Genomic DNA, 22,764 nt, shown 5'->3' with positions numbered 1-22,764 from the left:
TTTATCAGTCCAGGGGCGGAGTCGGTAGTCCGCGCTTGGCATAGAAGGCATCGACGAAAGCGGCCAATTTACCCTGTTGAATTGCCTCGCGCAAACCAGCCATCAGACGCTGGTAATGCCGCAAGTTGTGGATTGTATTCAACATGCTGCCGAGCATTTCGCCGCATTTGTCCAGATGGTGCAGATAGGCGCGGGAGAAGTGTTTGCAGGTGTAACAATCGCAGCTCGGGTCCAGTGGCGACTCGTCATGCTTGTGCACCGAGTTGCGGATTTTCAGCACGCCGGTGTCGATGAACAGGTGACCGTTTCGCGCATTGCGGGTCGGCATCACGCAGTCGAACATGTCGACGCCACGACGCACGCCCTCCACCAGATCCTCCGGCTTGCCGACACCCATCAGGTAGCGCGGCTTGTCCACCGGCATCTGCCCGGGAAGGTAGTCCAGCACACGGATCATTTCGTCCTTCGGCTCGCCCACCGACAGGCCGCCGATGGCCAGGCCGTCGAAACCTATCTCGCTCAGGCCCTCGAGGGAGCGCTGGCGCAGCTCCTCGTGCATGCCGCCCTGGACGATACCGAACAGCGCGGCGCTGCTCTCGCCATGGGCCACCTTGGAACGCTTGGCCCAGCGCAGGGACAGCTCCATGGAGCGCTTGGCCGTGTCGAAGTCCGCCGGATAGGGCGTGCACTCGTCGAAGATCATCACGATGTCGGAACCCAGGTCGCGCTGGACCTGCATGGACTCCTCGGGCCCCATGAACACCTTGGCGCCGTCCACCGGCGAGGCGAAGGTCACGCCTTCCTCCTTGATCTTGCGCATGGCCCCCAGACTGAATACCTGGAAGCCGCCGGAATCGGTGAGGATCGGCCCCTGCCACTGCATGAAATCATGCAGGTCGCCGTGGCGCTTGATCACCTCCATGCCCGGCCGCAGCCACAGGTGGAAGGTATTGCCGAGGATGATCTGAGCACCAATGCCTTCGATGTCGCGCGGCAACATCCCCTTTACCGTGCCGTAAGTTCCTACAGGCATGAAGGCCGGTGTCTCAACCACGCCCCGGGGGAAGGTCAGGCGGCCGCGACGGGCCTTGCCGTCGGTGGCCAGCAACTCGAAGTTCATCCGGCAGGTGCGCGTCATGCTTGGTCCTCGGGCCCGCGCGGAGCGGGATTGCGGGTGATGAACATGGCATCACCGTAACTGAAGAAGCGGTAGCCCTGCTCCACCGCGGCGGCGTAGGCGGCCATGGTTTCCGGATAGCCGGCGAAGGCCGATACCAGCATCAGCAGGGTGGATTCGGGCAGGTGGAAGTTGGTGACCAGGGCATCGACCACATGAAAGGGCCGGCCCGGATACAGAAAGATGTCGGTATCGCCGCTGAAGGCTTTCAGTTGGCCGTCCCGCGCCGCGCTTTCCAGGGAACGCACGCTGGTAGTGCCGACGGCGATCACCCTGCCGCCACGAGCGCGGCAGGCGGCCACGGCGTCCACCAGGTCCTGGCCGACTTCGAGCCACTCGTGGTGCATGTGATGGTCTTCGATACGCTCCACTCGCACCGGCTGGAAGGTGCCGGCACCCACATGCAGCGTGACGAATGCGCTGTCCACGCCCTTGGCGGCGATCGCCTCCAGCAACGCCTGGTCGAAATGCAGCCCGGCGGTGGGCGCGGCGACGGCGCCGGCATGGCGGGCGTAGACGGTCTGGTAACGCTCGCGGTCGGCATCCTCGTCCGGGCGGTCGATATAGGGGGGCAGCGGCATGTGGCCGACGCGATCCAGCAGCGGCAGGACTTCCTCGGCGAAGCGCAGCTCGAACAATGCATCGTGGCGGGCAACCATCTCGGCTTCGCCGCCACCCTCGATGAGCAGCGTCGCCCCCGGCTTGGGCGATTTGCTGGAGCGCACATGGGCCAATACGCGATGGCTGTCGAGCACGCGCTCGACGAGGATTTCCAGCTTGCCGCCCGAGGCCTTCTGGCCGAACAGGCGTGCGGGAATCACGCGGGTGTTGTTGAACACCATCAGATCGCCGGGACGCAGGTATTCCAGCAGGTCGACAAAGTGGCGATGGCTCAGGGCACCGGTTTCGCCCTCCAGTACGAGGAGGCGGCTTGCACGGCGCTGGGCCAGGGGATGACGGGCGATCAGAGCTTCGGGGAGCTCGAAATGGAAGTCGGCTACGCGCATGGTGGGGGGTCGTGTCGCAGGGGCGCAGATAGTACAGGAAATGCCTGTTTCTGACCACGGAGACGGATTGACCGCCTCAGAGCGTCTCCCTATACTCCGCCGCCATCGTGCCTCGGTGGCGGAATGGTAGACGCGGCGGATTCAAAATCCGTTTCTGGCGACAGAGTGAGAGTTCGAGTCTCTCCCGGGGCACCACGATATTCTTTCCCCCCTCCCGGTCCGCCCGTCAGAGCCCTCTGACTACGCTGTAAAGATTGGCCGTTCAGGGCTTGGCATTTGCGCAAAACTTAGCGTAGAGTTGGCCAACTGTGTTTGCATGGGTCGCTGTTGAATCGTGACCTGATGCGGTAGATCACCAGATCCGCTACATCCCGCTCGACTTCTCTTACCTCTTTGCAACCAGTTTCCAGCCCTTCTGGCGCGTGAGTGAACAGCAGGCTGTCATCAACTTCAGTTTCAAGGAAAAAGATATGTCGAATCGTCAAACCGGCACCGTCAAGTGGTTCAACGACGAGAAAGGTTTTGGTTTCATCACCCCGGAAAGCGGCCCGGATCTGTTCGTTCACTTCCGCGCTATCGAAGGCTCCGGCTTCCGCAGCCTGAAAGAAGGCCAGAAGGTCACCTTCGAAGCCGTACAAGGCCAGAAAGGCATGCAGGCAGACAAGGTTCAGGTAGTTAACTAACTCCCCGAGCTTCGCCGAAAGCCCCTGATGGAAACATCAGGGGCTTTTTTGTGCCCGCCGATCGGCTGCTAGAATGGCGCGCCCTCAATACGCCAAGAGCCCGCAATGCCGAAACATCAGCTGCGCCCCCAGGGCGATTTCCCCGCCGCCGGGCTGGTTCGCCGCTTCGCCGCGATCTTCTACGACTTCCTGCTCTGCGTCGCCCTGCTGATGGTGGTCACGCTGATCTACCAGCAAGTCGTGCTGCGCCTGATATATGGCGGCGAGCGCCTGCGCCAGTTGGCGGACCAGGGCCTGCTGGCCGGCGATCCACTGCTCTCCACCCTGCTGGTATTCGCCCTGTTTGGCTTCTTCGCCAAGTTCTGGACCCACGCAGGCCAGACCCTCGGCATGCAGGTCTGGGGCATCCGCGTGCAGAACCGGGACGGTTCGGCCATCAGCCTGTGGCAGGCACTGCTGCGCTTCGTGATCGCCACCGGATCCTGGCTGGCGCTGGGACTGGGCTTCCTCTGGAGCCTCTGGGACAAGGACAAGCGCACCTGGCACGATATCTATTCCGAAACCCAGGTGGTCCGCCTGCCGAAGGGCGCGCACAAGAAATGACCCATGAAAAAGCCGGCGAATGCCGGCTTTTTCATGCTGCGAAGCTGGATCAGCCCGCGCGCCGTAGCAGCAACAGGCCGGCCAGGGCACAAACACCCGCCGGCACCAGCACCGCGAACAGCGGCGAGAAGCCGAACACCAGACTCGACGGTCCGAGCAGATCCTGGCTGATGCGCACCACGAAACCGATCACCACGCCGGTGAATACCCGCTGCCCCAGGGTCACCGAGCGCAGCGGACCAAAGATGAAGGAAATCGCCATCAGCACCAGGGCTGCGGTAACCAGCGGCTGCAGCACCTTGATCCAGAACGCCAGCCAGTAGCGACCGTTATTCAAGCCCTGCTCGGCCAAGTAATGGGTGTAGCGCCACAGGCCGGTGATGGACAGCGCCTCAGGCTCCATCACCACGGTGCCGAGCAACTCTGGCTTGAGCTCGACGTCCCAGCGTTCGGTAACGCTGTTCACCACTTCGGTGTGGTCGCCACGGAAATGGGTGGTGGACACATCTTCCAGTTGCCAGTAGTCACCCTGGTACAGCGCACGCCTGGCGAAACTCGCCGACTGCATGTGCCGCTCACCATCGAAGCGATAGCGGGTAACACCGTAGAGCACACCATTGGGCTGCACGGCGTTGATGTGCACGAACTCTTCGCCCTGGCGATGCCAGAGGCCGCGCTTGGAACTCTGCGCCTCGCCACCACCCTGGGCCAGGGAGCGATTGGCCTGGGCCAGGTTCTCGCTCCAGGGCGCCACGTATTCGCCGATCAACACACCCGCCAGCATCAGCACCAGCATGGGCTTCATCACCGCCCAGACGATCCGGCCGATGGACACGCCGGCCGCGCGCATCACCGTCAGCTCGCTGCTGCTGGCCAGGGCGCCAAGGCCGATCAGACTGCCGATCAGCGCCGCCATCGGCAGCATGTCGTAGACCCGTCGCGGCAGCGTGAGGAAGACGTACCAGGCCGCGGCGAGCACACCGTAGTCGCCGCCCACGTCACCCAGTTCGTCGATGAAGGCGAACAGCGCCGCAAGGCTGACGATAACCCCCAGCACCGCGACGATCCCGAAGAACACACTGGTGCCGATATAACGATCCAACCTAACCATGGGCCACCTCACGGGCATCACGACGAGCCGCCCACTTCAGGCGCAGAGGCTCCCAGTACAACAACAGCAGGCCGATCGCGATGAACAGCCCATGCACCCACCAGAGGCCGAGGGCCATAGGAATACGCCCCTTGTCCAGTTGGCCACGTGCGGCAATCAGCAGGGACAGGTACGCCATATACAGCAGGATCGCCGGGAGCAGTTTGAGGAAACGGCCCTGGCGCGGATTGACCTTCGACAGCGGCACCGCCAGCAACGTGACCACGAATACCAGCAGCGGGATGGAAAGGCGCCACTGCAACTCGGCCTGGTAGCGCGGATTGTCGCTACCGATCAGTTCGGCGGTGGGTACCGCCTCGCGCTCGCCGATTTCGGCGCTGATTTCCGGCTTGGGCAGCAGCACGCCGTAGGTTTCGTACTGGATGATGCGGTAGTCGGCCTTGCCGGGGTTGCCGTCGTAGCGGTAGCCATTCTTCAGGATCAGGTAGCGGCTACCGTCCGGCTGGATTTCCTGATGGCCCTTCTCCGCCACCAGCACACCGATACCCCGATCCTTGCCATCCTGACGCGAAACACGCTTCTCGGAGATGAATACACTGCCCAGCTCGCCCCGGTCAGCGGACAGGGTCTCGGTGTAGGTCACCCGGCCGCCGCCCTTGAGCGCCTGGAAGCGTCCGGGCACCAGGGTATCAAGCTCGGTCAGGGCGTCCTGCTCGTTGAGGATGCGCGCCACCTGGCTCACGCCCTGGGGCGCCAGGCCCAGGCTCAGCCAGGCCACGACCAGCGCCACCAGCAGCGCCGGCGCCAGGCTGTAGGCCATCAGGCGCTGCTGGCTCATGCCGGTGGCGCTGAGCACGGCCATTTCGCTTTCGAGGTAGAGCCGGCCATAGGCCAGCAGGAAACCGAGGAACAGCCCCAAGGGCAGGATAAGCTGGAGGAAACCGGGAATCCGGAAACCCATGATCAAGAACAACACGCCCGGGTCGAGGGCGCCTTGCGCGGCCTGTGCCAGGTATTTGATGAAACGGCCGCTCATGATGATCACCAGCAGCACGGCGCTGACCGCGCTCAGGGTGACCAGGACCTCGCGGGAGAGATAACGGAAGACAATCAAACCAGACACTCCAGGGTTGTCAGGCTCAGGCGGCTACGCTCAAACTAGCCGCTTTATGGCCAGCCCGCCGATCTGACGGGCCACTGAAAAAATAGCCGGCATTATCCGTTAATACCGGCTCTTTGTCTTGGGGACACACCATGGAATTCCTCGTCAAAAGCGCCCGTCTGGAAACCCTGAAAACCGCCACCCTGGTCGTCGCTGTCGGCGAAGGACGCAAGCTCGGCGAAGCCGCCAAGACCCTCGATACCGCAGCCGGCGGTGCCATCAGCGCCCTGCTCAAGCGCGGCGACCTGGCCGGCAAAGTCGGCCAGACCCTGCTCCTGCACAGCCTGCCCAACCTCAAGGCCGAGCGCGTACTGCTGGTGGGCAGTGGCAAGGAGCGCGAGCTCTCTGACCGCCAGTTCCGCAAAATGATCGCCGCCGTGAACGGCGTGCTGAAAGGCCTCGGCGGCACCGACGCCATCCTCGCCCTCGGCGAGCTGGCGGTGAAAGGCCGCGACGCCTACGGCAAGAGCCGCCTGCTGGTGGAAACCCTCGCCGACGGCGCGTACGTCTTCGACCGTTTCAAGAGCCAGAAGGCCGCCCCCCAGTCCCTGAAGAAGCTCACCCTGCTGGTCGACAAGAGCGATCAGGCCGAGGCCGAGCGCGGCAGCCTGCACGCCCAGGCCATCGCCAGCGGCATGGCCTTCACCCGCGACCTCGGCAACCTGCCGCCGAACCTCTGCCATCCGAGCTTTCTCGCCGAGGAAGCCAAGTCCCTGGCCAAGGCACACAAGAACCTCAAGGTCGAAGTGCTGGACGAGAAGAAGCTCAAGGAACTGGGTGCTGGCGCCTTCCTCGCCGTGGCCCAGGGCAGCGAGCAGCCGCCGCGGATGATCGTGCTCAACTACCAGGGCGGCAAGAAGGAAGACAAACCCTTCGCACTGGTGGGCAAGGGCATCACCTTCGACACCGGCGGCATCAGCATCAAACCCGCTGCCGGCATGGACGAAATGAAGTACGACATGTGCGGCGCCGCCAGCGTGCTCGGTACCTTCCGCGCCGTGCTGGAGCTGCAGCTGCCGATCAACCTGGTGGGTCTGCTGGCCTGCGCCGAGAACATGCCCAGTGGCCGCGCCACCCGTCCGGGCGATATCGTCACGACCATGAGCGGCCAGACCGTGGAAATCCTCAACACCGACGCCGAAGGCCGCCTGGTGCTGTGCGATACCCTCACCTACGCCGAGCGCTTCAAGCCCCAGGCGGTGATCGACATCGCCACCCTCACCGGCGCCTGCATCGTGGCCCTTGGCAGCAACACCTCGGGCCTGATGGGCAACAACGACGCGCTGGTGAAGCAGATCCTCAAGGCCGGTGAATATGCTGACGACCGCGCCTGGCAACTGCCGCTGTTCGACGAGTACCAGGAGCAACTGGACAGCCCCTTCGCCGACATCGCCAACATCGGCGGCCCGAAGGCCGGCACCATCACCGCCGGCTGCTTCCTGTCGCGGTTCGCCAAGAAGTTCCACTGGGCGCACCTGGATATCGCCGGCACCGCCTGGGTCAGCGGCGGCAAGGACAAAGGCGCCACTGGCCGCCCGGTGCCGCTGCTCACCCAGTTCCTGCTGGATCGCGTCAAGTGAGGGTAGAGTTCTACGTGCTCTCCTCGGCCAACCCGGCGGACCGCCTGCGCGCGGCCTGCCAGTTGGCCGCCAAGGGCTGGCGGCATGGGCTGCCGGTCCTGCTGCGTTGCGCCGATGCCGCCCAGCGCGACGAGCTGGATCAGTTGCTCTGGCGCTTCCGTGGAGAAAGCTTCATCCCCCACGACCTCGTCGGCGACGATGCAAGCGCCCCGGTGGTGCTCGCCCTGGATGAAGAGCCGGGCACCCAGCAAGGCCTGCTGATCAATCTCGCCTCGACCATTTCCCCCCACGTCGACCGTTTCAGTCGAGTCATCGAGATCGTCAACCAGGAACCCGACCTGCTCGCCGCCTGCCGGGAGAATTTCCGCGCCTACCGGCAGCGGGGCTATGATCCGAAACGAGTCGAACTCTAGCCCCACGGCACTGCCCCATGGACACCCCCAAGCTCCCCCCCAAACCGGCGCATCTGCTGGATGACCTCGAATCCATTCGCGCCCTGCTCGAAGAAGAAGCTGGCAGCGCCGAGCCGCCCCTGCTCACCGACACCCTGGCGGTCGACGGCATTCCACTGCTATCGGAGATCGTCGCGCCCGCCCCCGCGCCGCTACCCCTGTTCCAGGCTGCGCCCGGCACACCGGCGCCAGTGGCCAGCGCCGATCCCACGCCGATTCCAGCCCCGGCGTCCCTGGCCGACGCCATCCGCCAGCGCATGACGCCCGCCGGAAACCCGGAGCTGGCGCGGCTTGACGCTGAACTGCGTGCCGCCGCGCAGTTGATCCTGCAGGACGTGATCGACGATTTCGTGCCGCAGATAGAGGCCGAACTCAAGCGGCGCCTCGAAGCCCGCCTGACCCCTTTGCTACCGCCACGCCGGCAATGATCGCGGGTGCCCGTCCGGGCACCCGGCGCAACGCGCGCCAATTCTTTCGCCGCCCCGTTGCCGCTATACTCTCCCGTTTTCCCGTTCAGTTGCCTCTAGGGTCCCCGCCGAACCATGGACAAGACCTACCAGCCCCACGCCATCGAAACTTCCTGGTACCAGACCTGGGAGAAGAACCACTACTTCGCCCCGCAAGGTTCCGGCGAGCCCTACACCATCATGATCCCGCCGCCGAACGTGACCGGCAGCCTGCACATGGGTCATGGCTTCAACAACGCCATCATGGACGCCCTGATCCGCTTCCGCCGCATGCAGGGCCGCAATACCCTGTGGCAACCGGGCACTGACCACGCCGGCATCGCCACCCAGATGGTGGTTGAGCGCCAGCTGGCCGCCCAGGGGGTCAGCCGCCACGACCTCGGCCGCGAGAAGTTCCTCGACAAGGTCTGGGAATGGAAGGAACAGTCCGGCGGTACCATCACCCGCCAGATCCGCCGCCTCGGTTCCTCCGTGGACTGGTCGCGCGAGCGCTTCACCATGGACGAAGGGCTGTCCGAGGCCGTCAAGGAAGCCTTCGTGCGCCTGCATGAAGACGGCCTGATCTACCGTGGCAAACGCCTGGTCAACTGGGACACCAAGTTCCACACCGCCATCTCCGACCTCGAAGTGGAAAACCATGACGAGAAAGGCAGCCTGTGGAACCTGCGCTACCCCTTGGCCGACGGCCACAAGACCGCAGACGGCAAGGACTACCTGATCGTCGCCACCACCCGCCCCGAAACCATGCTGGGTGACAGCGCCGTCGCCGTGCATCCGGAGGACGAGCGCTACAAGGCCCTGATCGGCACTTTCGTCGAGCTGCCCCTGGTGGGCCGCCGCATTCCCATCGTCGCCGACGACTACTGCGACCCCGAGTTCGGCACCGGCTGCGTGAAAATCACCCCGGCCCACGACTTCAACGACTACGAAGTCGGCAAGCGCCACAACCTGCCGCTGATCAACATCTTCGACAAGAACGCCGCCGTGCTGGCCCACGCCCAGGTCTTCAACCTGGACGGCAACGTCAACCACGAACTCGACGGCAGCCTGCCGGCCCAGTTCGCCGGCCTCGACCGCTTCGAGGCACGCAAGCAGATCGTCGCCGCCTTCGAACAGCTCGGCCTGCTGGAGAAAATCGAAGACCACGCGCTGAAAGTGCCCAAGGGCGACCGCTCCGGCACCGTCATCGAGCCCTGGCTGACCGACCAGTGGTACGTCTCCACCAAGCCCCTGGCTGAGCCGGCCATTGCCGCCGTGGAAGATGGCCGCATCCAGTTCGTGCCCAAACAGTACGAGAACATGTACTTCTCCTGGATGCGCGATATCCAGGACTGGTGCATCAGCCGCCAGCTCTGGTGGGGCCACCGCATTCCGGCCTGGTACGACGAAGAAGGCAACGTCTATGTCGGCCGCAATGAAGCCGAAGTGCGTGCCAGGCACAACCTGGGCGACCTGCCGCTGACCCAGGACGAGGACGTGCTGGACACCTGGTTCAGCTCGGGCCTGTGGACCTTCTCCACACTGGGCTGGCCGGAACAGACCGACTTCCTCAAGACCTTCCATCCCACCGACGTGCTGGTCACCGGTTTCGACATCATCTTCTTCTGGGTCGCCCGCATGATCATGCTGACCATGCACCTGGTGAAGAATGAAGACGGCACCCCTCAGGTTCCGTTCAAGACCGTCTACGTCCACGGTCTGGTGCGCGACTCCCAGGGCCACAAGATGTCCAAGTCCAAGGGCAACGTCCTGGACCCGCTGGACATCGTCGACGGCATCGACCTCGACACCCTGCTGGAAAAACGCACCAGCGGCATGATGCAGCCCAAGCTGGCGGAGAAGATCGCCAAGCAGACCAAGGCGGAATTCCCCGAGGGCATCAACAGCTACGGCACCGACGCCCTGCGCTTCACCTTCCTCTCGCTGGCCTCCACCGGCCGCGACGTGAAGTTCGACATGGGCCGCGTCGAGGGCTACCGCAACTTCTGCAACAAGCTGTGGAACGCCGCCAACTTCGTCATCGAGAACACCGATGGCCAGGACACCGGCATCAACGACGAGCCCGTGGAACTGTCCTCCGTGGACCGTTGGATCATCTCCGCCCTGCAGCGCACCGAAGCCGAGGTCGCCCGCCACCTGGACGCCTTCCGCTTCGACCTGGCCGCCCAGACCCTCTACGAGTTCATCTGGGACCAGTACTGCGCCTGGTACCTGGAGCTGGTCAAGCCGGTGCTGTGGGACGAGAACGCCCCCATCGAGCGCCAACGCGGCACCCGCCGCACCCTGATCCGCGTGCTGGAAGTGGCCCTGCGCCTGGCGCATCCCTTCATGCCCTTCATCACCGAAGAAATCTGGCAGCGCATCAAGGGCCAGGCCGGCAAGAACGGCGACACCCTGATGCTGCAACCCTGGCCGGTGGCCAATGAAGCGCGCATCGACGCCGCCGCCGAAGGCGACATCGAGTGGGTCAAGGCGCTGATGCTCGGCGTACGGCAGATCCGCGGCGAGATGAACATTTCCATGGCCAAGCGCATCGACCTGCTGCTGGCCAACGCCAACGACGAAGACCGCCGCCGCCTGGCCGACAACGAACCGCTGCTGAAGAAGCTGGCCAAGCTGGAATCCATCCGCGTGCTGGCTGCCGGCGAAGAAGCGCCCATGTCCGCCACCGCCCTGGTGGGCGACCTGCAGGTGCTGGTGCCCATGGCCGGCCTGATCGACAAGGACGCCGAACTGGCCCGCCTGGACAAGGAAATCCAGCGTCTGGACGGCGAAGTGAAGCGCGTCGGCGGCAAGCTCGCCAACGAAGGTTTCGTTGCCAAGGCCCCGGCGGAGGTGATCGAGAAGGAGCGCGCCAAGCTGGCCGAGGCCGAACAGGCCCTGGCCAACCTGACCGAACAGCGCGGGCGCATCGCCAGCCTGTAACCCCCAGACAAGGCCCGCCGATGCGGGCCTTGTGTTATCCAGCGCCAGGGCCTGCCATGGAAACCAGCAAGACCAAAACCAGCTTCTACCGGCGCCTCTACGTCGCCTGGCTGATCGACAGCGGCGCCGCCACCAGCGTGCCGGCCATCATGGAGGCCACCGGCATGCCCCGGCGTACCGCCCAGGACACGCTGCTGGCGCTGGGCGAACTGGATATCGACTGCCAGTTCGAACAGAGCGCCGGCGAGCGTAACAATGCCGGTCACTACCTGATCCGCGACTGGGGCGCCATCGACAAGCGCTGGATCGCCGCTAACCTGCAGCAGATCAAGGCCGTATTGGGTTATCCCTGACAGACTGCCGCCCCCGTCAGGAACCCTCGGGAGTCGCGTTTGAACTTCGATCTGCTGATGGTGCTGGGCCTGCTCATGGCCGCCATCACCCTGTTCGTCCTCAGCAAGCCACGGATGGATGTGGTCGCCCTGCTGGTGGTGGTCGCGCTGCCGCTGACCGGTGTCCTCGACATCCAGCACACCCTGGCGGGATTCAGCGACCCCAGCGTGGTGCTGATCGCCGCCCTCTTCGTCATCGGCGACGGCCTGGTGCGTACCGGCATCGCTTATCGCCTGGGCGACTGGCTGGTGGCCCGCGCCGGCAGCAGCGAGACCCGCCTGCTGGTGCTGCTGATGCTGGCCGCCGCCGGCCTTGGCTCGGTGATGAGTTCCACGGGGGTGGTCGCCATCTTCATCCCGGTGGCCCTGGGGGTGGCCGCGCGGCTGAAGATCGCCCCGGCGCGACTGATGATGCCGCTGGCCTTCGCCGGACTCATCAGCGGCATGCTCACCCTGGTGGCCACCGCGCCCAACCTGGTGGTGCACAGCGAACTGCGCCGCGCCGGCCTGGAGGGTTTCGGCTTTTTCAGCCTGACCCCGGTGGGCCTAGCCGTACTCGCCCTGGGCATCGTCTACATGCTGCTCACCCGCCACTGGCTGACGCCCCGCGGCACGGACGAAGCCGCCAGCATTCCGCGCCTGACCCTGGCCGACCTGGCGAATGCCTATGCGCTCGACGCGCGGGAACGACGCCTGAAGGTGCGCGAGGACTCGCCCCTGGCGCGCCAGGCCCTCAACGAACTGGAGCTGCGCAGCCAGTACGGCATCAACGTGATCGCCGTGGAGCGCCAGCGGCGCTTCCGCACCCTGTTGCTGATGGCCACCGGCAACACCCTGCTGGAACCCGGCGACGTGCTGCTGGTGGACCTGGCCAGCCCGGCCATCGGCCTGCTCGGCGCCTACCAGACGCTGGGCCTGGAACCCCTGCCGCTGCAGGCGTCCTACTACAGCCTGCACGCCCATCAGTTGGGCCTGGCCGAGGTGGCTCTGCCCCCGGAATCCAAGCTACCCGGCAAGACCATCCAGGAACTGGGCTTCCGCTCCCGGCACAAGCTCAACGTCGTGGGGCTGCGCCGCCACGGCCAGGCCCTGGAAGGGGTGCTGGTGGACGAAAGACTCCGGGCCTCCGACACCCTGCTGGTGGCCGGGGAATGGAAGTGCATCCACCAGTTGCAGGGCCAGAGCCGCGATTTCCTGGTGCTGAGCCTGCCCGCCGAAGTAGACGAAGTGGCGCCCACCGCACGCAAGGCGCCCTACGCCCTGCTCAGCCTGGCGGTGATGATCGTGCTGATGGTCAGCGGCCTGGTGCCGAACGTGATGGCCGCGCTGATCGGCTGCCTGCTGATGGGCGCCTTCCGCTGCATCGACCTGGACAGCGCCTACCGCGCCATCCACTGGCCCACGCTGATCCTCATCGTCGGCATGCTGCCTTTCGCCCAGGCCCTGCAACAGACTGGCGGCATCGACCTGGCGGTGAAGGGGCTGGTGGCGCTGCTGGGCAATGCCGGCCCCTATGCCATGCTCGCCAGCCTGTTCATCGTCACCGCGCTGATCGGCCTGTTCATTTCCAACACCGCGACCGCCGTGCTCATGGCCCCGGTGGCCATCGCCACGGCACAGCAACTGGGTATGTCGCCCTACCCTTTCGCAATGATCGTCGCCCTGGCTGCCTCGGCCGCCTTCATGACCCCCATTTCCTCGCCGGTGAATACCCTGGTGCTGGGGCCGGGCCAGTACAGTTTCGGCGACTTCGTGAAGGTGGGCGTGCCCTTCACCGTCCTGGTGATGATCGTCAGCGTGTGCCTGGTGCCGCTGGTGTTCCCGCTCTGATCGGCGCGCACCGATGGCGTCGGCTGTGGGAAAATGCCGCGTTTTCCCTGCCGACGCCGACGCCATGCCGCAACCGCCCAAGCGCCCCCGCTCCCCTTCCGCCCAGCTGCCCACCACCCCCGCCAAGGGCCAGTTGCACCCGCGCAACCGTCACCAGGGGCGCTACGACTTTCCCAAGCTGATCCAGGGCAGCCCGGAACTGGCGCGCTTCGTCATCACCAACCCCTACGGCAAGGAAAGCATCGACTTCGCCGACCCGGAGGCCGTGAAGGTGTTCAACCGCGCCCTGCTGCGGCAGTTCTACGGCATCCGCCACTGGGACATTCCCGCCGGTTATCTCTGCCCGCCCATCCCCGGCCGCGCCGATTACCTGCATGGCCTGGCCGACCTGCTGGCGGCGGGCAACAACGGGCAGATACCCCGGGGCAAGGGCATTCAGGCCCTGGACATCGGCGTCGGCGCCAACTGCATCTACCCGCTGATCGGCCACAGCGAATACGGCTGGCACTTCACCGGTGCCGACATCGACGCCACAGCGCTGGGTTCGGCCCGCGCCATCGTCCAGTCCAACCGGCTCGACAGCGCCATCGAGTTGCGCCGGCAGACCGAACCGAAGCACATCTTCAAGGGCCTGATCGCCCCCGGCGAACACTTCGACCTTACCCTGTGCAACCCGCCCTTCCACAGCTCGCTGGAGGAAGCCACCCGTGGCAGCCAGCGCAAGTGGAAGAACCTCGGCAAGCTCGACCCCAGGCGCAAGCTGCCGGTGCTGAACTTCGGCGGCCAGGGCGCCGAGCTCTGGTGCGAGGGCGGCGAGGCAGGCTTCCTGCAACGCCTGGTGGACGAGAGCCAGCAGTTCCGGGAGCAGGTGCTCTGGTTCAGCAGCCTGGTGTCCAAGGGCGGCAACCTGCCCGGCATGGAGGCGCGCCTGCGGCGCAGCGGCGCGGTGGACATGCAGATCGTGGAAATGGCCCAGGGCCAGAAGCAGAGCCGCTTCGTCGCCTGGACCTTCCTCGACGCGGCGCAGCGCGACGCCTGGCGGCAGTCCCACTGGACATGACAGCCCCTGTAGGCGCGAATTCAATCGCCAATGAATTCGCTCCCACAGTGATCTTCGCCTAGGTCCCCACCGCGAAGCAGGCATCCAGCCGGCTGTAACCCATGCCCACGCCCTTGTGCACCTTGAGCTGCACCGGGATGCGCTCCTTCAGCGCTTCCACATGGCTGATCACGCCGATCATCTTGCCGCTGGCATTCAGCGCATCCAGGGCATCCAGGGCCACTTCCAGGGTTTCGCCGTCGAGGGTGCCGAAGCCCTCGTCGAGGAACAGCGAATCGATGCTGGTCTTGTGGCTGACCAGGTCGGACAGCGCCAGGGCCAATGCCAGGCTGACCAGGAAGCTCTCGCCGCCGGACAGGGTCTTGCAATCGCGGACCACGTCGGCCTGCCAGGTATCCACGACTTCCAGTTCCAGCTCGCCGCCCTGGCGCCGGGCCAGTTGATAACGCCCGTGGAGCCGCTGCAGTTGCAGGTTGGCCAGGTACACCAGGTGATCCAGGGTCAGCCCCTGGGCGAACTTGCGGTATTTGGCGCCATCGGCCGACCCCACGAGGCCGTTGAAGCGCTGCCAGAGGTCGTAGGCGGCTTCCTGACGGGCGATTTCGGCGAACAGCGCCTGTTGCCCCTGCCGACGCTGCTCGTCGCCGCTGAGCTGGGCGCGCACTTCACCCTGGCGCTGGCTCAGCTCGCGCATGCGTTCGCCCAACGCCTGCCATTCGGCCTCCAGCCGCTCGGGGTCCAGTTCGCTCCCGGGCTCGGCCTGGAGGCGCCCGACCTGGCCGCGGGCGTCGGCCGCCAGTGCCTCGGCATCGCCCAGCTCGCGCGTCAGCCGCTGCTGCAATTCCTGCAAGGCGTTGCGTTCGTCGTCGCCCAGCAGGGCCGCGAGGAAGGCGGCCTCGTCCGCGAAGGGGCTGGCCGCCAGCCCCTGGTGCCAGGCGTCCGCGTGCAGCAGCAACTGGTGCCGGGCTTCCTGCACGCGCTGGTCCTGGCTGCGTTCACTGCCCTTGAGCTGATTGAGCCGCTGCTGCGCAACGTCCAGCTCGCTCTGCACCGCCGCCAGTGCGGCCTGGGGATCGTCCACCGGCGCCAGGGGCGTCTGCTCGGCCTGCGCGGACGCCTGCCAGCGGCCCTGCCACAGGCGAGCCTGTTCGCGGGCGGACTCCAGCGCGTGCTGCTGGTCGCGTAGACGGCTCTCCAGTTGCTGGCTGGCGCTCTGGTCCTGTTGCCACTGCTGCCATTCGGCCTCGCGCTCGGCCAGCCAGGCATCGCCCCGCTCCGGCAGGCCGTGGCCCAGGCGCGCCAGGCTGGCAGCCAGTTGCTCGCGAGCCGCCTGCTGCTGGCGCTGCAGGTGCTCCAGCCGCTGGCCGTTGGCCTGTTCCTGCTGGCGCAGACCGAGCTGATCCTTTTCCAGCAAGGCGAGCTGGCTGCCGCAGTCGTGCAGGACCTTGTCGCGCTGCAGGCGCACGTCGCGCGCCGCCGCGAGGACGGCCTTGAGCTGGTCCAGCCGCGCCAGGCGCGACTGCAACGCCTCCAGTTGCCGGGCATGCTCGTGCTGCTCGGCCTGCAGGGCCGCCAGGTCCGGCAACTGCAGCGCCAGGGCCTGACACAGTTCGCGCCAGCGCTCCACATAGTCGCGCTGCTCCGCCTCGGCACCGCGCAAGGTCTCTTCGAGCTGGGCGATTTGCGTCTCCAGGGCGGCCAGGCGGTTGCTCAGGGTTTCACCTTGCTGGCGCACCTCGTCCTGGGCCGCCTTGCAGTCCTGCAGTCCCTGCTGGGTCGCGGAGAGATTGAGGGCCTGGTATTCGGCGATGGCCGGATGCTCATGGGAGCCGCACAACGGGCAGGCTTCGCCCGGCTGCAGGGCGGCTCGGTAGGCCTCCAGTTGCTGGATACGTTGTTCCTGTTCGAGGAGCTTTTCCTTGTCGGCGATCTGTTGCTTGAGCTCGGCGAAGCGACGGCGCAGGCCATCGCGCTGCTGGACAAGGGCGCCCTGCTCGTCCCGCAGCGGTTGCAACTGCGCCTGCGCGTGCGCCTGCCGTTCCGCCAGTTGTCGACGCTGCTGGGACAGCTGTTCCAGGCGTTCCAGTTGGCGACCGCGTTCCAGCGACTGCTGCCATTGCAGGCGCAGGGCCGCATCGTCCTGCCCATCCAGCAGCTCGTCGAGCCGGGCCTGCGCCTCGGTCTCGGCCTGCTGAGCGTCGTGCTGTCCGGCCTTGGCCTGTTCCAGGGCGACACGCGCCGCAGCGGAACGCCTGTCCAGTTCCTCGCCATGGCGCTTCAGTCCGGCCTGGGCACCTTGCAGTTCGGTGAGTTCCGCCTGACCCCGGGCCAGGGCGGCGAACTCCGCCCGCCAGGCCCCCAGGTGCTCACCCAGGTGCTCCCGCTGGGGTTGCTCGGCCATGCGCTGGCGCAGGGCTTCCCGCTCGTTCTGCAGGCTGTCGAGGACGCTCTGCCGGGTCCGCAGCCACTGCTCGCCGAGCTGGGCGCCCTGCCAGAGCTGGTCGAGGATGCGCTCGGCCAGGGCCTGCATGTCATGGCGGGTCACCCGCAGTTCGCTTTCGCTCTGGCTCAACACCTGCTGCGCCCGCTGCCAATCGCGGTGCAGGGGCAGCAGTGCGCCTGCTGGTTCGCCGGCAGACAGGCGCGCCAGTTGTGGCCGTGCCTGTTGCAACGCATCGCGCGCTGCCCGGCCTTGCGTCTCGGCGGCCTGCTGGCGGGCCAGGGCCTTGTCCAGTTCGTCGCGCCATTGCCGCTGGCGCTGCAGGTCCGCCTGGTGCACCTGCAATTGCTGCGCTTCGCCGGCCAGGGTTGCAGCCTCCTGCTGCAAGGCGGCGCGGGCCTCATCGCCGAGCAGCTCCACCCCCTCGGCACGGGCCCGCAACTGGTCCAGCCCGGCTTTCACCTCGCGGGTACGCTCGAACACCCGCTGGGAAATGCGCCCGTAAATCTCAGTGCCGGTCAGTTCTTCCAAAAGCTCCGCGCGCTGGTTGGCGCTGGCTTCGAGAAAGGCGGCGAAACCGCCCTGGGCCAGCAGCATGGACTTGGTGAAGCGTTCGAAATCCAGACCGGTCAGGCCTTCGGTGAGTTTGAGCTTGTCGTTGATCTTGTCGCTGAGGATTTCCCCATCCGCCGCCCGCGCCAGCTCCACCTTCGGCGGCTGCAGGCCGCCGTCGGCCTTGTCACGGGCACGGCGCTGGCTCCAGAAGGCGCGGTAGGCCACGCCTTTCACTTCGAACTCCACCTCCGCCAGGCAGTCCGCCGTGTGCCGGGTCATCAGCTCGTTGACGCCGGCCGACACCGTGCCCATGCGCGGGGTGCGGTGGTAGAGCGCCAGGCAGATGGCGTCCAGCAGGGTGGTCTTGCCGGCGCCGGTGGGGCCGGTGATGGCGAACAGGCCGTTGCCGGCGAAGGGCTCGCCGGTGAAATCGATCTTCCACTCGCCCTTCAGCGAGTTGAGGTTCTTCAGACGCAGGCTGAGGATCTTCATGCCGACTCCTCCCGCAGTTCGGCCAGCACCTCGCGGTGCAGCCCCAGCAGATGGGCGCGTAGCGGGTCGTCCAGTTCCTCGCTCTCCAGGCGTTTGTCGAAGACCTCCTCCGGGTTCAGCTCATCGAGGGTTTCCCGTGCTTCGCGCTGCAGGCCGGCCTGGGTCGTGCCGCGCTCGCGACGGATGCGCAACACCTCCACCGGCAGCCCTTCGCAGAGGCTCGCCAGACGTGCCTGCAGGTCGCTGAGGTAATCGTCCGTACTGATCTGCACTTCCACCCACACCGGTTGCTCCGGGGTGCCGTCGCGCGCCACCTCGGCCAGCAGTCCCGGCAGTTCCGCCAGGCTGCCGCGCAGCGAATGCAAGGGCTGGAAGCGTGGCACCGGCAGGGCCTCGACCTTGTGCAGGCCGATGCTGTCCAGCTCCACCAGCAGCACTTCCTTCTGTTGCCGCGCCTCGTCGAAGGACAGCGGGATGGGCGAGCCGCTGTAGCGGATGTGCTCCAGGCCGCCGACCTTCTGCGGCCTGTGGATATGTCCGAGGGCGATGTAGTCCGCCGCCGGGAAGGCCGTGGTGGGAAAAGCCTCCAGGGCGCCAACGTAGATTTCCCGCACCGATTCGCTGGCGCTGGCGCCCACGGTGGTCAGGTGGCCGCTCGCGATGATCGGCAGGCCGCCGCCCAGTTCCATCCGGCGTTGCTCGGCCAGGGCGAAGAGCTGCTGGTAGTGCGCCTGGATCGCCTGCTGCAGGGACAGCTGCTTGTCCGCCGCACTCTGCCCGGCCTGGCTCTGCAGCACATCGCGGGGGCGGATGAAGGGCACGGCGCAAAGGATGGCGCCCGGCTCGCCGGAACGGCGTTCGAGCACCAGCACCTGTTCCGCCAGGTCTACCCCCACCGCCGGCACCACGCGGGTATCCAACTGCGCCAGCAGGGAGCGGCTCTCGCCCAGCATGGCCACCGAATCGTGGTTGCCGCCCAGCACCACCAGCTCCGCGCCGGTTTCGCGCAGCTCGACGATGAACTGGTTGTACTGCTCCCGCGCATAGCTGGGCGGGGCCCCCGTGTCGAACACGTCGCCGGCCACCAGCACGGCATCCACCTGGCGCTCGTGCACCTGCTCGATCAGCCAGCGGCAGAAGGCCCGGTGCTCGGCCTGGCGGGTCTTGCCCATGAAGTGCTGGCCCAGGTGCCAGTCGGAAGTGTGCAGGATGCGCATCGGATATCACTGAAATGGAACGGAAATGCCGGCAACCCTGTCATTTCCTTCCTGACCTGGCAACCACCGAGCCGCTATGCTTCCGGCATCCGCTGCAGACAAGGAATGACATGCAACGCATTTTTCGCGACATCCGGATCATGCTCCTGGCCAACCTCTGGTTGATTCCGGTGCTGGCGGCGCTGGTGGGCGCCCTTTTCTACTTCGTCGCGCCGCCGCCGCCCATGCACGCGCGGCTGGCCACCGGCAGCCCCTCGGGCGGCTACAACGCCTTCGGCGAACGGCTCAAGGAGGAACTGGCCAAGCAGGGCTTCGAGCTGGAACTGGTGCGCAGCTCCGGCTCGCTGGACAACCTGTCCAAGCTGCAACGCGGCGAGGTGGAGATCGCCCTGGTGCAGAGTGGCCAGGAACTCACCCTGGACAGCCATCAGCGCGAGCGCCTGCACGGCCTGGGAGTGATGTACCAGGAGCCGCTCTGGCTGTTCAAGCGCAAGGCAGTGGAGATCGACAGCATGGCCGACCTGCTGCCGCTGCGGGTGGCCATCGGCGCGCCGGACAGCGGTACCCGCTCGGTCAGCGACGCACTTCTGGCCGCCAACCAGATCACCGCCGAACGCTATCCGCCGCAGTGGCAGCCCGTCAGCGGCACGCCGGCGGCCAGCGCCCTGCTCGCCGGGGATCTGGACGCCGGGTTCTTCCTCGGCCCGGCGGAGAGCGCCGTGGTGCAGCGCCTGGCCGCCAGCACCGAGCTGGACCTGGTCAGCCTGCGGCGCAGCGCCGCCTACCGTGCGCGCCTGCCTTACCTGACCCGCCTGGAAGTCGGCGAGGGCCTGCTCAACCTCGCCAGCAACAACCCGTCGCGGGATATCCGCACCCTGGCCCCGGTGGCTACCCTGGTGGCCAACGACGCGTTCCATCCCTCGCTCACCCCGCTGATCCTCGAAGCCGCCCGCGAAGTGATGAAGAACGGCACGCTGCTGGACCCGCCCGGCGCCTACCCCGCCGCCAAGCCGCAAACCCTCGCCAGCCTGAGCGAGGCCGATTATTACTACGAGAAGGGCCTGCCGATCCTGCAACGCTACCTGCCCTTCCGCATCGCCTCCCTGGCGGATCGCTACATCATCCTGCTGATCCCGCTGATCGTGATCATGATCCCCCTGTCCAAGGCCGTCGGCCCGATCTACCGCTGGCGCATCCGCGCGCGCATCTATCGCTGGTACAAGTACCTGCGCGAGATCGACCGCAAGCTGGATGACGGTACCCCGCCCGACCAGCTGGCGAGCGAAATCGCCCAGCTCGAGGAACTGGAGCAGCGCCTGGCCAAGGTGGAAGTGCCGCTGTCCTACTCCAACGAGCTGTACGACCTGCACGTGCACCTGCGTTACGTGATCGAGCGTTTGCAGGCCGTGCAGAGACGGCAGGCAGCCGAAGAACAGGTCGGGTAAACTGGCGCACTTTTACACCGGCGCGTCCCCGCGCCGTTCGTGCCCCCGAGAGCGAAGATCCATGCCCATCCGCCACTGCATCGTTCACTTCATCGACAAGAAGCCCGACGGCAGCGCCGCCGCGCTGCATGCCCGGGATAGCGAACTGGGCGAGTCCCAGGCCATGGAAAACCTCCTGGCCGACCTCAACGAAAGCTACAACGCCAAGCAGGGCAAGGCCTGGGGCTTCTTTCACGAGGAGTCCGGCGCCTACCCGTTCAGCGGCTGGCTGAAGGAATACCAGGAGGGCGCCCGCGACTTCACCGCCTTCAGCCGGCAGGCCGTAGAGCACCTGCAGAAGCTGATGGAGGAGTCCAATCTCTCCACCGGCGGCCACGTGCTCTTCGCCCACTACCAGCAGGGCATGACCGACTACCTGGCCATCGCCCTGCTGCACCACAGCGAAGGCGTGACGGTGACCGACTCACTGGAGGTCGCGCCGGCCAAGCACCTGGACCTGGGCCAGTTGCACCTGGCGGCACGCATCAACCTGTCGGAGTGGCAGAACAACCAGCAGTCGAAGCAGTACATCTCCTTCATCAAGGGCAAGAACGGCAAGAAGGTCTCGGACTACTTCCGCGACTTCATCGGCTGCCAGGAAGGCGTCGACCCGCCGAGCGAAACCCGCACCCTGCTCAAGGCCTTCAGCGACTTCGTCGAGGCCGAGGACCTGGCCGAGGAACAGGCCCGGGAGAAGACCAAGACCCTGGTGGACTACGCCAGCACCCAGGCCAAGCTGGGCGAGCCGATCACCCTCGACGAACTGTCCGGACTGATCGACGAAGACCGCCCGCGCGCCTTCTACGAGCACATCCGCAACAAGGACTACGGCCTGTCCCCGGAAATTCCGCCGGACAAGCGCACCCTCAACCAGTTCCAGCGCTTCACCGGCCGCGCCGAGGGCCTGTCCATCAGCTTCGAGGCCCACCTGCTCGGTTCGAAGATCGAATACGACGAGGGCCGCGACATGCTGATCATCCGCCAGTTGCCGACCCAACTGAAGGACCAGCTCAAGCGACGCACGGATTGAAGACCAACAAGCCCGGCAAATGCCGGGCTTGGTGTATTCGAGCTTCTTCCTGTGGGAGCGAATTCATTCGCGAAACGGACCAACGGGCCGCTATGCGACCCTTCGCGAATGAATTCGCTCCTACATAAGATCAGCGCGCCTCGATGTGGAACCCAAGACGCGGGAAGTGCACATGCACCCGCCCGGCGCGCTCGTCCTCGCGGCGCAGGATGATTTCCTCGCGGCCGAGGAACACCAGCTCACCGTCCACCGGGTCGACACCATAGTCGGTGGCCGCCACCGTCACCTTCTGGCCGGGGGCGAAGCCGTTCGGATCGACGAAATCCTCGTCCGGCAGCGGCGCCGGGGTGGCGGCGCGGGCGATGTCCAGGGCCTCGTCGGCGGACAACGGGCTGAATGAGCCCTCGCCGAAGCCCAGCACCCGGCCCAGCCAGGCGGCGACTTCCGGGTAGTCGTCCACCAGGGGCGCGGTCACCGGCGTCGCCTTGAGGAACCACAGGCAGTGGGCCAGGGAGAAGTCGGCCACCGAGGGCTCGCCGAACAGGAAGTCCCCCTCGCTACGTTCCAGTTGCTGCTGCAACCGGCCCATCAGCACCGGCCAGTTGTTGCGGGCCTGTTCCGCGGGCAGGCGGGTGGTACTGCCGCCGGAGAACAGTTTGGCGCGGTCGGCGAGGAAGGCCTGCTGCGCGGCCGGCGGCAGCTGGCCCATGCGCACGGCGATGGATTCAGGCTGGAACACCAGGGTGACGGCATGCTGGAAGATCACCGCGTCCACCCACTGGGCGAAGCTGGCGACATTGAACGCCTGGTCTTCCGGGAACAGCGCCGGACCGGATTTTTCCGCTTCCAGGCGGCGGGCGATCAGCGCGGTGTCGCAGTAGATATCGGCCCCCACCTGGAGCACCGGGGTCCTGCGGTAGCCGCCGGTCAGCGCCACCAGGTCCGGCTTGGGCATGATCCGCGGGATTTCCACCGAGCGCCACGACAGCTGCTTGTAGCCAAGCATCAACCGCGCCTTCTTGGCGAAGGGCGAGGCGTCGTAGTGGTGCAGGATAAGTTCGGACATGGCGGGGCTCCGCTGCGGGTGGGATAAGCCC

The 22,764-nt window shown here is 66.1% G+C and carries 18 protein-coding genes and 1 tRNA gene; 12 read left to right on the top strand and 7 right to left on the bottom strand.

What is annotated here, in order from left to right; all coding sequences use genetic code 11:
* Positions 1-4: 4 nt before the first annotated feature.
* Together tgt and queA are read right to left on the bottom strand one after the other, a co-directional pair.
* Positions 5-1,120 (bottom strand): tRNA guanosine(34) transglycosylase Tgt, encoded by a 1,116-nt coding sequence (gene tgt / locus PJW05_RS06540; RefSeq protein ID WP_271412181.1) that lies wholly within the window; start codon positions 1,118-1,120, stop codon positions 5-7.
* A gap of 14 nt (positions 1,121-1,134) precedes the next feature.
* Positions 1,135-2,184, bottom strand: coding sequence for a tRNA preQ1(34) S-adenosylmethionine ribosyltransferase-isomerase QueA (queA, locus tag PJW05_RS06535; RefSeq protein ID WP_271410908.1), 1,050 nt, complete (start codon positions 2,182-2,184; stop codon positions 1,135-1,137).
* A gap of 109 nt (positions 2,185-2,293) precedes the next feature.
* Here queA and PJW05_RS06530 point away from each other — a divergent pair.
* From PJW05_RS06530 to PJW05_RS06520, 3 genes are all read left to right on the top strand, one after another.
* Positions 2,294-2,379, top strand: a tRNA-Leu gene (locus tag PJW05_RS06530).
* Positions 2,380-2,654: 275 nt separating this feature from the next.
* Entirely contained in the window at positions 2,655-2,867 is a 213-nt protein-coding gene (locus PJW05_RS06525) for a cold-shock protein (RefSeq protein ID WP_016491057.1), read from the top strand.
* A gap of 105 nt (positions 2,868-2,972) precedes the next feature.
* Positions 2,973-3,470 (top strand): RDD family protein, encoded by a 498-nt coding sequence (locus PJW05_RS06520; protein ID WP_271410907.1) that lies wholly within the window; start codon positions 2,973-2,975, stop codon positions 3,468-3,470.
* Between the two features lie 49 nt (positions 3,471-3,519).
* Here the strand turns inward: PJW05_RS06520 and lptG are convergent, their stop codons facing one another.
* Positions 3,520-4,581, bottom strand: coding sequence for an LPS export ABC transporter permease LptG (gene lptG, locus PJW05_RS06515; protein ID WP_271410906.1), 1,062 nt, complete (start codon positions 4,579-4,581; stop codon positions 3,520-3,522).
* Positions 4,574-5,695, bottom strand: coding sequence for an LPS export ABC transporter permease LptF (gene lptF / locus PJW05_RS06510; RefSeq protein ID WP_271410905.1), 1,122 nt, complete (start codon positions 5,693-5,695; stop codon positions 4,574-4,576). The genes lptG and lptF overlap by 8 nt, the downstream gene beginning before the upstream one ends.
* 140 nt (positions 5,696-5,835) lie before the next feature.
* Here lptF and PJW05_RS06505 point away from each other — a divergent pair, with 140 nt between their 5' ends.
* The 7 genes from PJW05_RS06505 to rlmF all read left to right on the top strand — a co-directional run bounded on the left by PJW05_RS06505 (position 5,836) and on the right by rlmF (position 14,449).
* Entirely contained in the window at positions 5,836-7,323 is a 1,488-nt protein-coding gene (locus PJW05_RS06505) for a leucyl aminopeptidase (protein ID WP_271410904.1), read from the top strand.
* Positions 7,320-7,736 carry a DNA polymerase III subunit chi gene (locus PJW05_RS06500; RefSeq protein WP_271410903.1) on the top strand — a complete coding sequence of 139 codons (417 nt, stop codon included), beginning with the start codon at positions 7,320-7,322 and terminating at the stop codon, positions 7,734-7,736. The genes PJW05_RS06505 and PJW05_RS06500 overlap by 4 nt, the downstream gene beginning before the upstream one ends.
* A gap of 17 nt (positions 7,737-7,753) precedes the next feature.
* Positions 7,754-8,203 (top strand): DNA polymerase III subunit chi, encoded by a 450-nt coding sequence (locus PJW05_RS06495; RefSeq protein WP_271410902.1) that lies wholly within the window; start codon positions 7,754-7,756, stop codon positions 8,201-8,203.
* 114 nt (positions 8,204-8,317) lie between these two features.
* Entirely contained in the window at positions 8,318-11,167 is a 2,850-nt protein-coding gene (locus PJW05_RS06490) for a valine--tRNA ligase (RefSeq protein WP_271410901.1), read from the top strand.
* Positions 11,168-11,223: 56 nt separating this feature from the next.
* Positions 11,224-11,520 (top strand): winged helix-turn-helix domain-containing protein, encoded by a 297-nt coding sequence (locus PJW05_RS06485; protein ID WP_271410900.1) that lies wholly within the window; start codon positions 11,224-11,226, stop codon positions 11,518-11,520.
* A 39-nt stretch (positions 11,521-11,559) separates the two neighbouring features.
* Positions 11,560-13,389: an SLC13 family permease gene (locus PJW05_RS06480; protein ID WP_271410899.1), complete on the top strand. Its 1,830-nt coding sequence runs from the start codon at positions 11,560-11,562 to the stop codon at positions 13,387-13,389.
* 64 nt (positions 13,390-13,453) lie between these two features.
* On the top strand, positions 13,454-14,449 hold the full coding sequence (rlmF, locus tag PJW05_RS06475) for a 23S rRNA (adenine(1618)-N(6))-methyltransferase RlmF (RefSeq protein WP_271410898.1): 996 nt from the start codon (positions 13,454-13,456) through the stop codon (positions 14,447-14,449).
* A 58-nt stretch (positions 14,450-14,507) separates the two neighbouring features.
* Here rlmF and PJW05_RS06470 read toward each other — a convergent pair whose 3' ends face one another.
* Both PJW05_RS06470 and sbcD read right to left on the bottom strand, forming a co-directional pair.
* A complete protein-coding gene (locus PJW05_RS06470) occupies positions 14,508-17,936 on the bottom strand; it encodes an AAA family ATPase (protein ID WP_271410897.1) in 3,429 nt (1,142 codons plus the stop codon).
* The gene (gene sbcD / locus PJW05_RS06465) at positions 17,933-19,153 is read right to left on the bottom strand and encodes an exonuclease subunit SbcD (protein WP_271410896.1); all 1,221 of its coding nucleotides are present in this window, start codon (positions 19,151-19,153) and stop codon (positions 17,933-17,935) included. The genes PJW05_RS06470 and sbcD overlap by 4 nt, the downstream gene beginning before the upstream one ends.
* Before the next feature lie 110 nt (positions 19,154-19,263).
* Here sbcD and PJW05_RS06460 point away from each other — a divergent pair, with 110 nt between their 5' ends.
* Both PJW05_RS06460 and yejK read left to right on the top strand, forming a co-directional pair.
* On the top strand, positions 19,264-20,598 hold the full coding sequence (locus PJW05_RS06460) for a TAXI family TRAP transporter solute-binding subunit (protein ID WP_271410895.1): 1,335 nt from the start codon (positions 19,264-19,266) through the stop codon (positions 20,596-20,598).
* Positions 20,599-20,659: 61 nt separating this feature from the next.
* Positions 20,660-21,667, top strand: coding sequence for a nucleoid-associated protein YejK (yejK, locus tag PJW05_RS06455; protein WP_271410894.1), 1,008 nt, complete (start codon positions 20,660-20,662; stop codon positions 21,665-21,667).
* Between the two features lie 130 nt (positions 21,668-21,797).
* Here yejK and PJW05_RS06450 read toward each other — a convergent pair whose 3' ends face one another.
* On the bottom strand, positions 21,798-22,733 hold the full coding sequence (locus PJW05_RS06450) for a glutathione S-transferase family protein (RefSeq protein WP_271410893.1): 936 nt from the start codon (positions 22,731-22,733) through the stop codon (positions 21,798-21,800).
* Between the last annotated feature and the right edge of the window lie 31 nt (positions 22,734-22,764).

This window comes from Pseudomonas sp. Q1-7 (assembly GCF_028010285.1).
In the GTDB taxonomy this organism is placed as follows: Bacteria; Pseudomonadota; Gammaproteobacteria; order Pseudomonadales; family Pseudomonadaceae; genus Metapseudomonas.
The sequence above is the reverse complement of the archived record's forward strand: the minus strand, read 5'-3'. Positions and strand labels throughout refer to the sequence as shown.

Excerpts from the sequence above, each read along its gene's own strand:
- PJW05_RS06520 (WP_271410907.1), top strand. The coding sequence starts at position 2,973 with ATGCCGAAACATCAGCTGCGCCCCCAGGGCGATTTCCCCGCCGCCGGG.
- PJW05_RS06485 (WP_271410900.1), top strand. The coding sequence starts at position 11,224 with ATGGAAACCAGCAAGACCAAAACCAGCTTCTACCGGCGCCTCTACGTC.
- tgt (WP_271412181.1), bottom strand. The coding sequence starts at position 1,120 with ATGAACTTCGAGTTGCTGGCCACCGACGGCAAGGCCCGTCGCGGCCGC.
- rlmF (WP_271410898.1), top strand. The coding sequence starts at position 13,454 with ATGCCGCAACCGCCCAAGCGCCCCCGCTCCCCTTCCGCCCAGCTGCCC.
- PJW05_RS06470 (WP_271410897.1), bottom strand. The coding sequence starts at position 17,936 with ATGAAGATCCTCAGCCTGCGTCTGAAGAACCTCAACTCGCTGAAGGGC.
- sbcD (WP_271410896.1), bottom strand. The coding sequence starts at position 19,153 with ATGCGCATCCTGCACACTTCCGACTGGCACCTGGGCCAGCACTTCATG.
- queA (WP_271410908.1), bottom strand. The coding sequence starts at position 2,184 with ATGCGCGTAGCCGACTTCCATTTCGAGCTCCCCGAAGCTCTGATCGCC.
- yejK (WP_271410894.1), top strand. The coding sequence starts at position 20,660 with ATGCCCATCCGCCACTGCATCGTTCACTTCATCGACAAGAAGCCCGAC.
- PJW05_RS06495 (WP_271410902.1), top strand. The coding sequence starts at position 7,754 with ATGGACACCCCCAAGCTCCCCCCCAAACCGGCGCATCTGCTGGATGAC.
- PJW05_RS06525 (WP_016491057.1), top strand. The coding sequence starts at position 2,655 with ATGTCGAATCGTCAAACCGGCACCGTCAAGTGGTTCAACGACGAGAAA.
- PJW05_RS06490 (WP_271410901.1), top strand. The coding sequence starts at position 8,318 with ATGGACAAGACCTACCAGCCCCACGCCATCGAAACTTCCTGGTACCAG.
- PJW05_RS06460 (WP_271410895.1), top strand. The coding sequence starts at position 19,264 with ATGCAACGCATTTTTCGCGACATCCGGATCATGCTCCTGGCCAACCTC.
- PJW05_RS06505 (WP_271410904.1), top strand. The coding sequence starts at position 5,836 with ATGGAATTCCTCGTCAAAAGCGCCCGTCTGGAAACCCTGAAAACCGCC.
- lptG (WP_271410906.1), bottom strand. The coding sequence starts at position 4,581 with ATGGTTAGGTTGGATCGTTATATCGGCACCAGTGTGTTCTTCGGGATC.
- PJW05_RS06450 (WP_271410893.1), bottom strand. The coding sequence starts at position 22,733 with ATGTCCGAACTTATCCTGCACCACTACGACGCCTCGCCCTTCGCCAAG.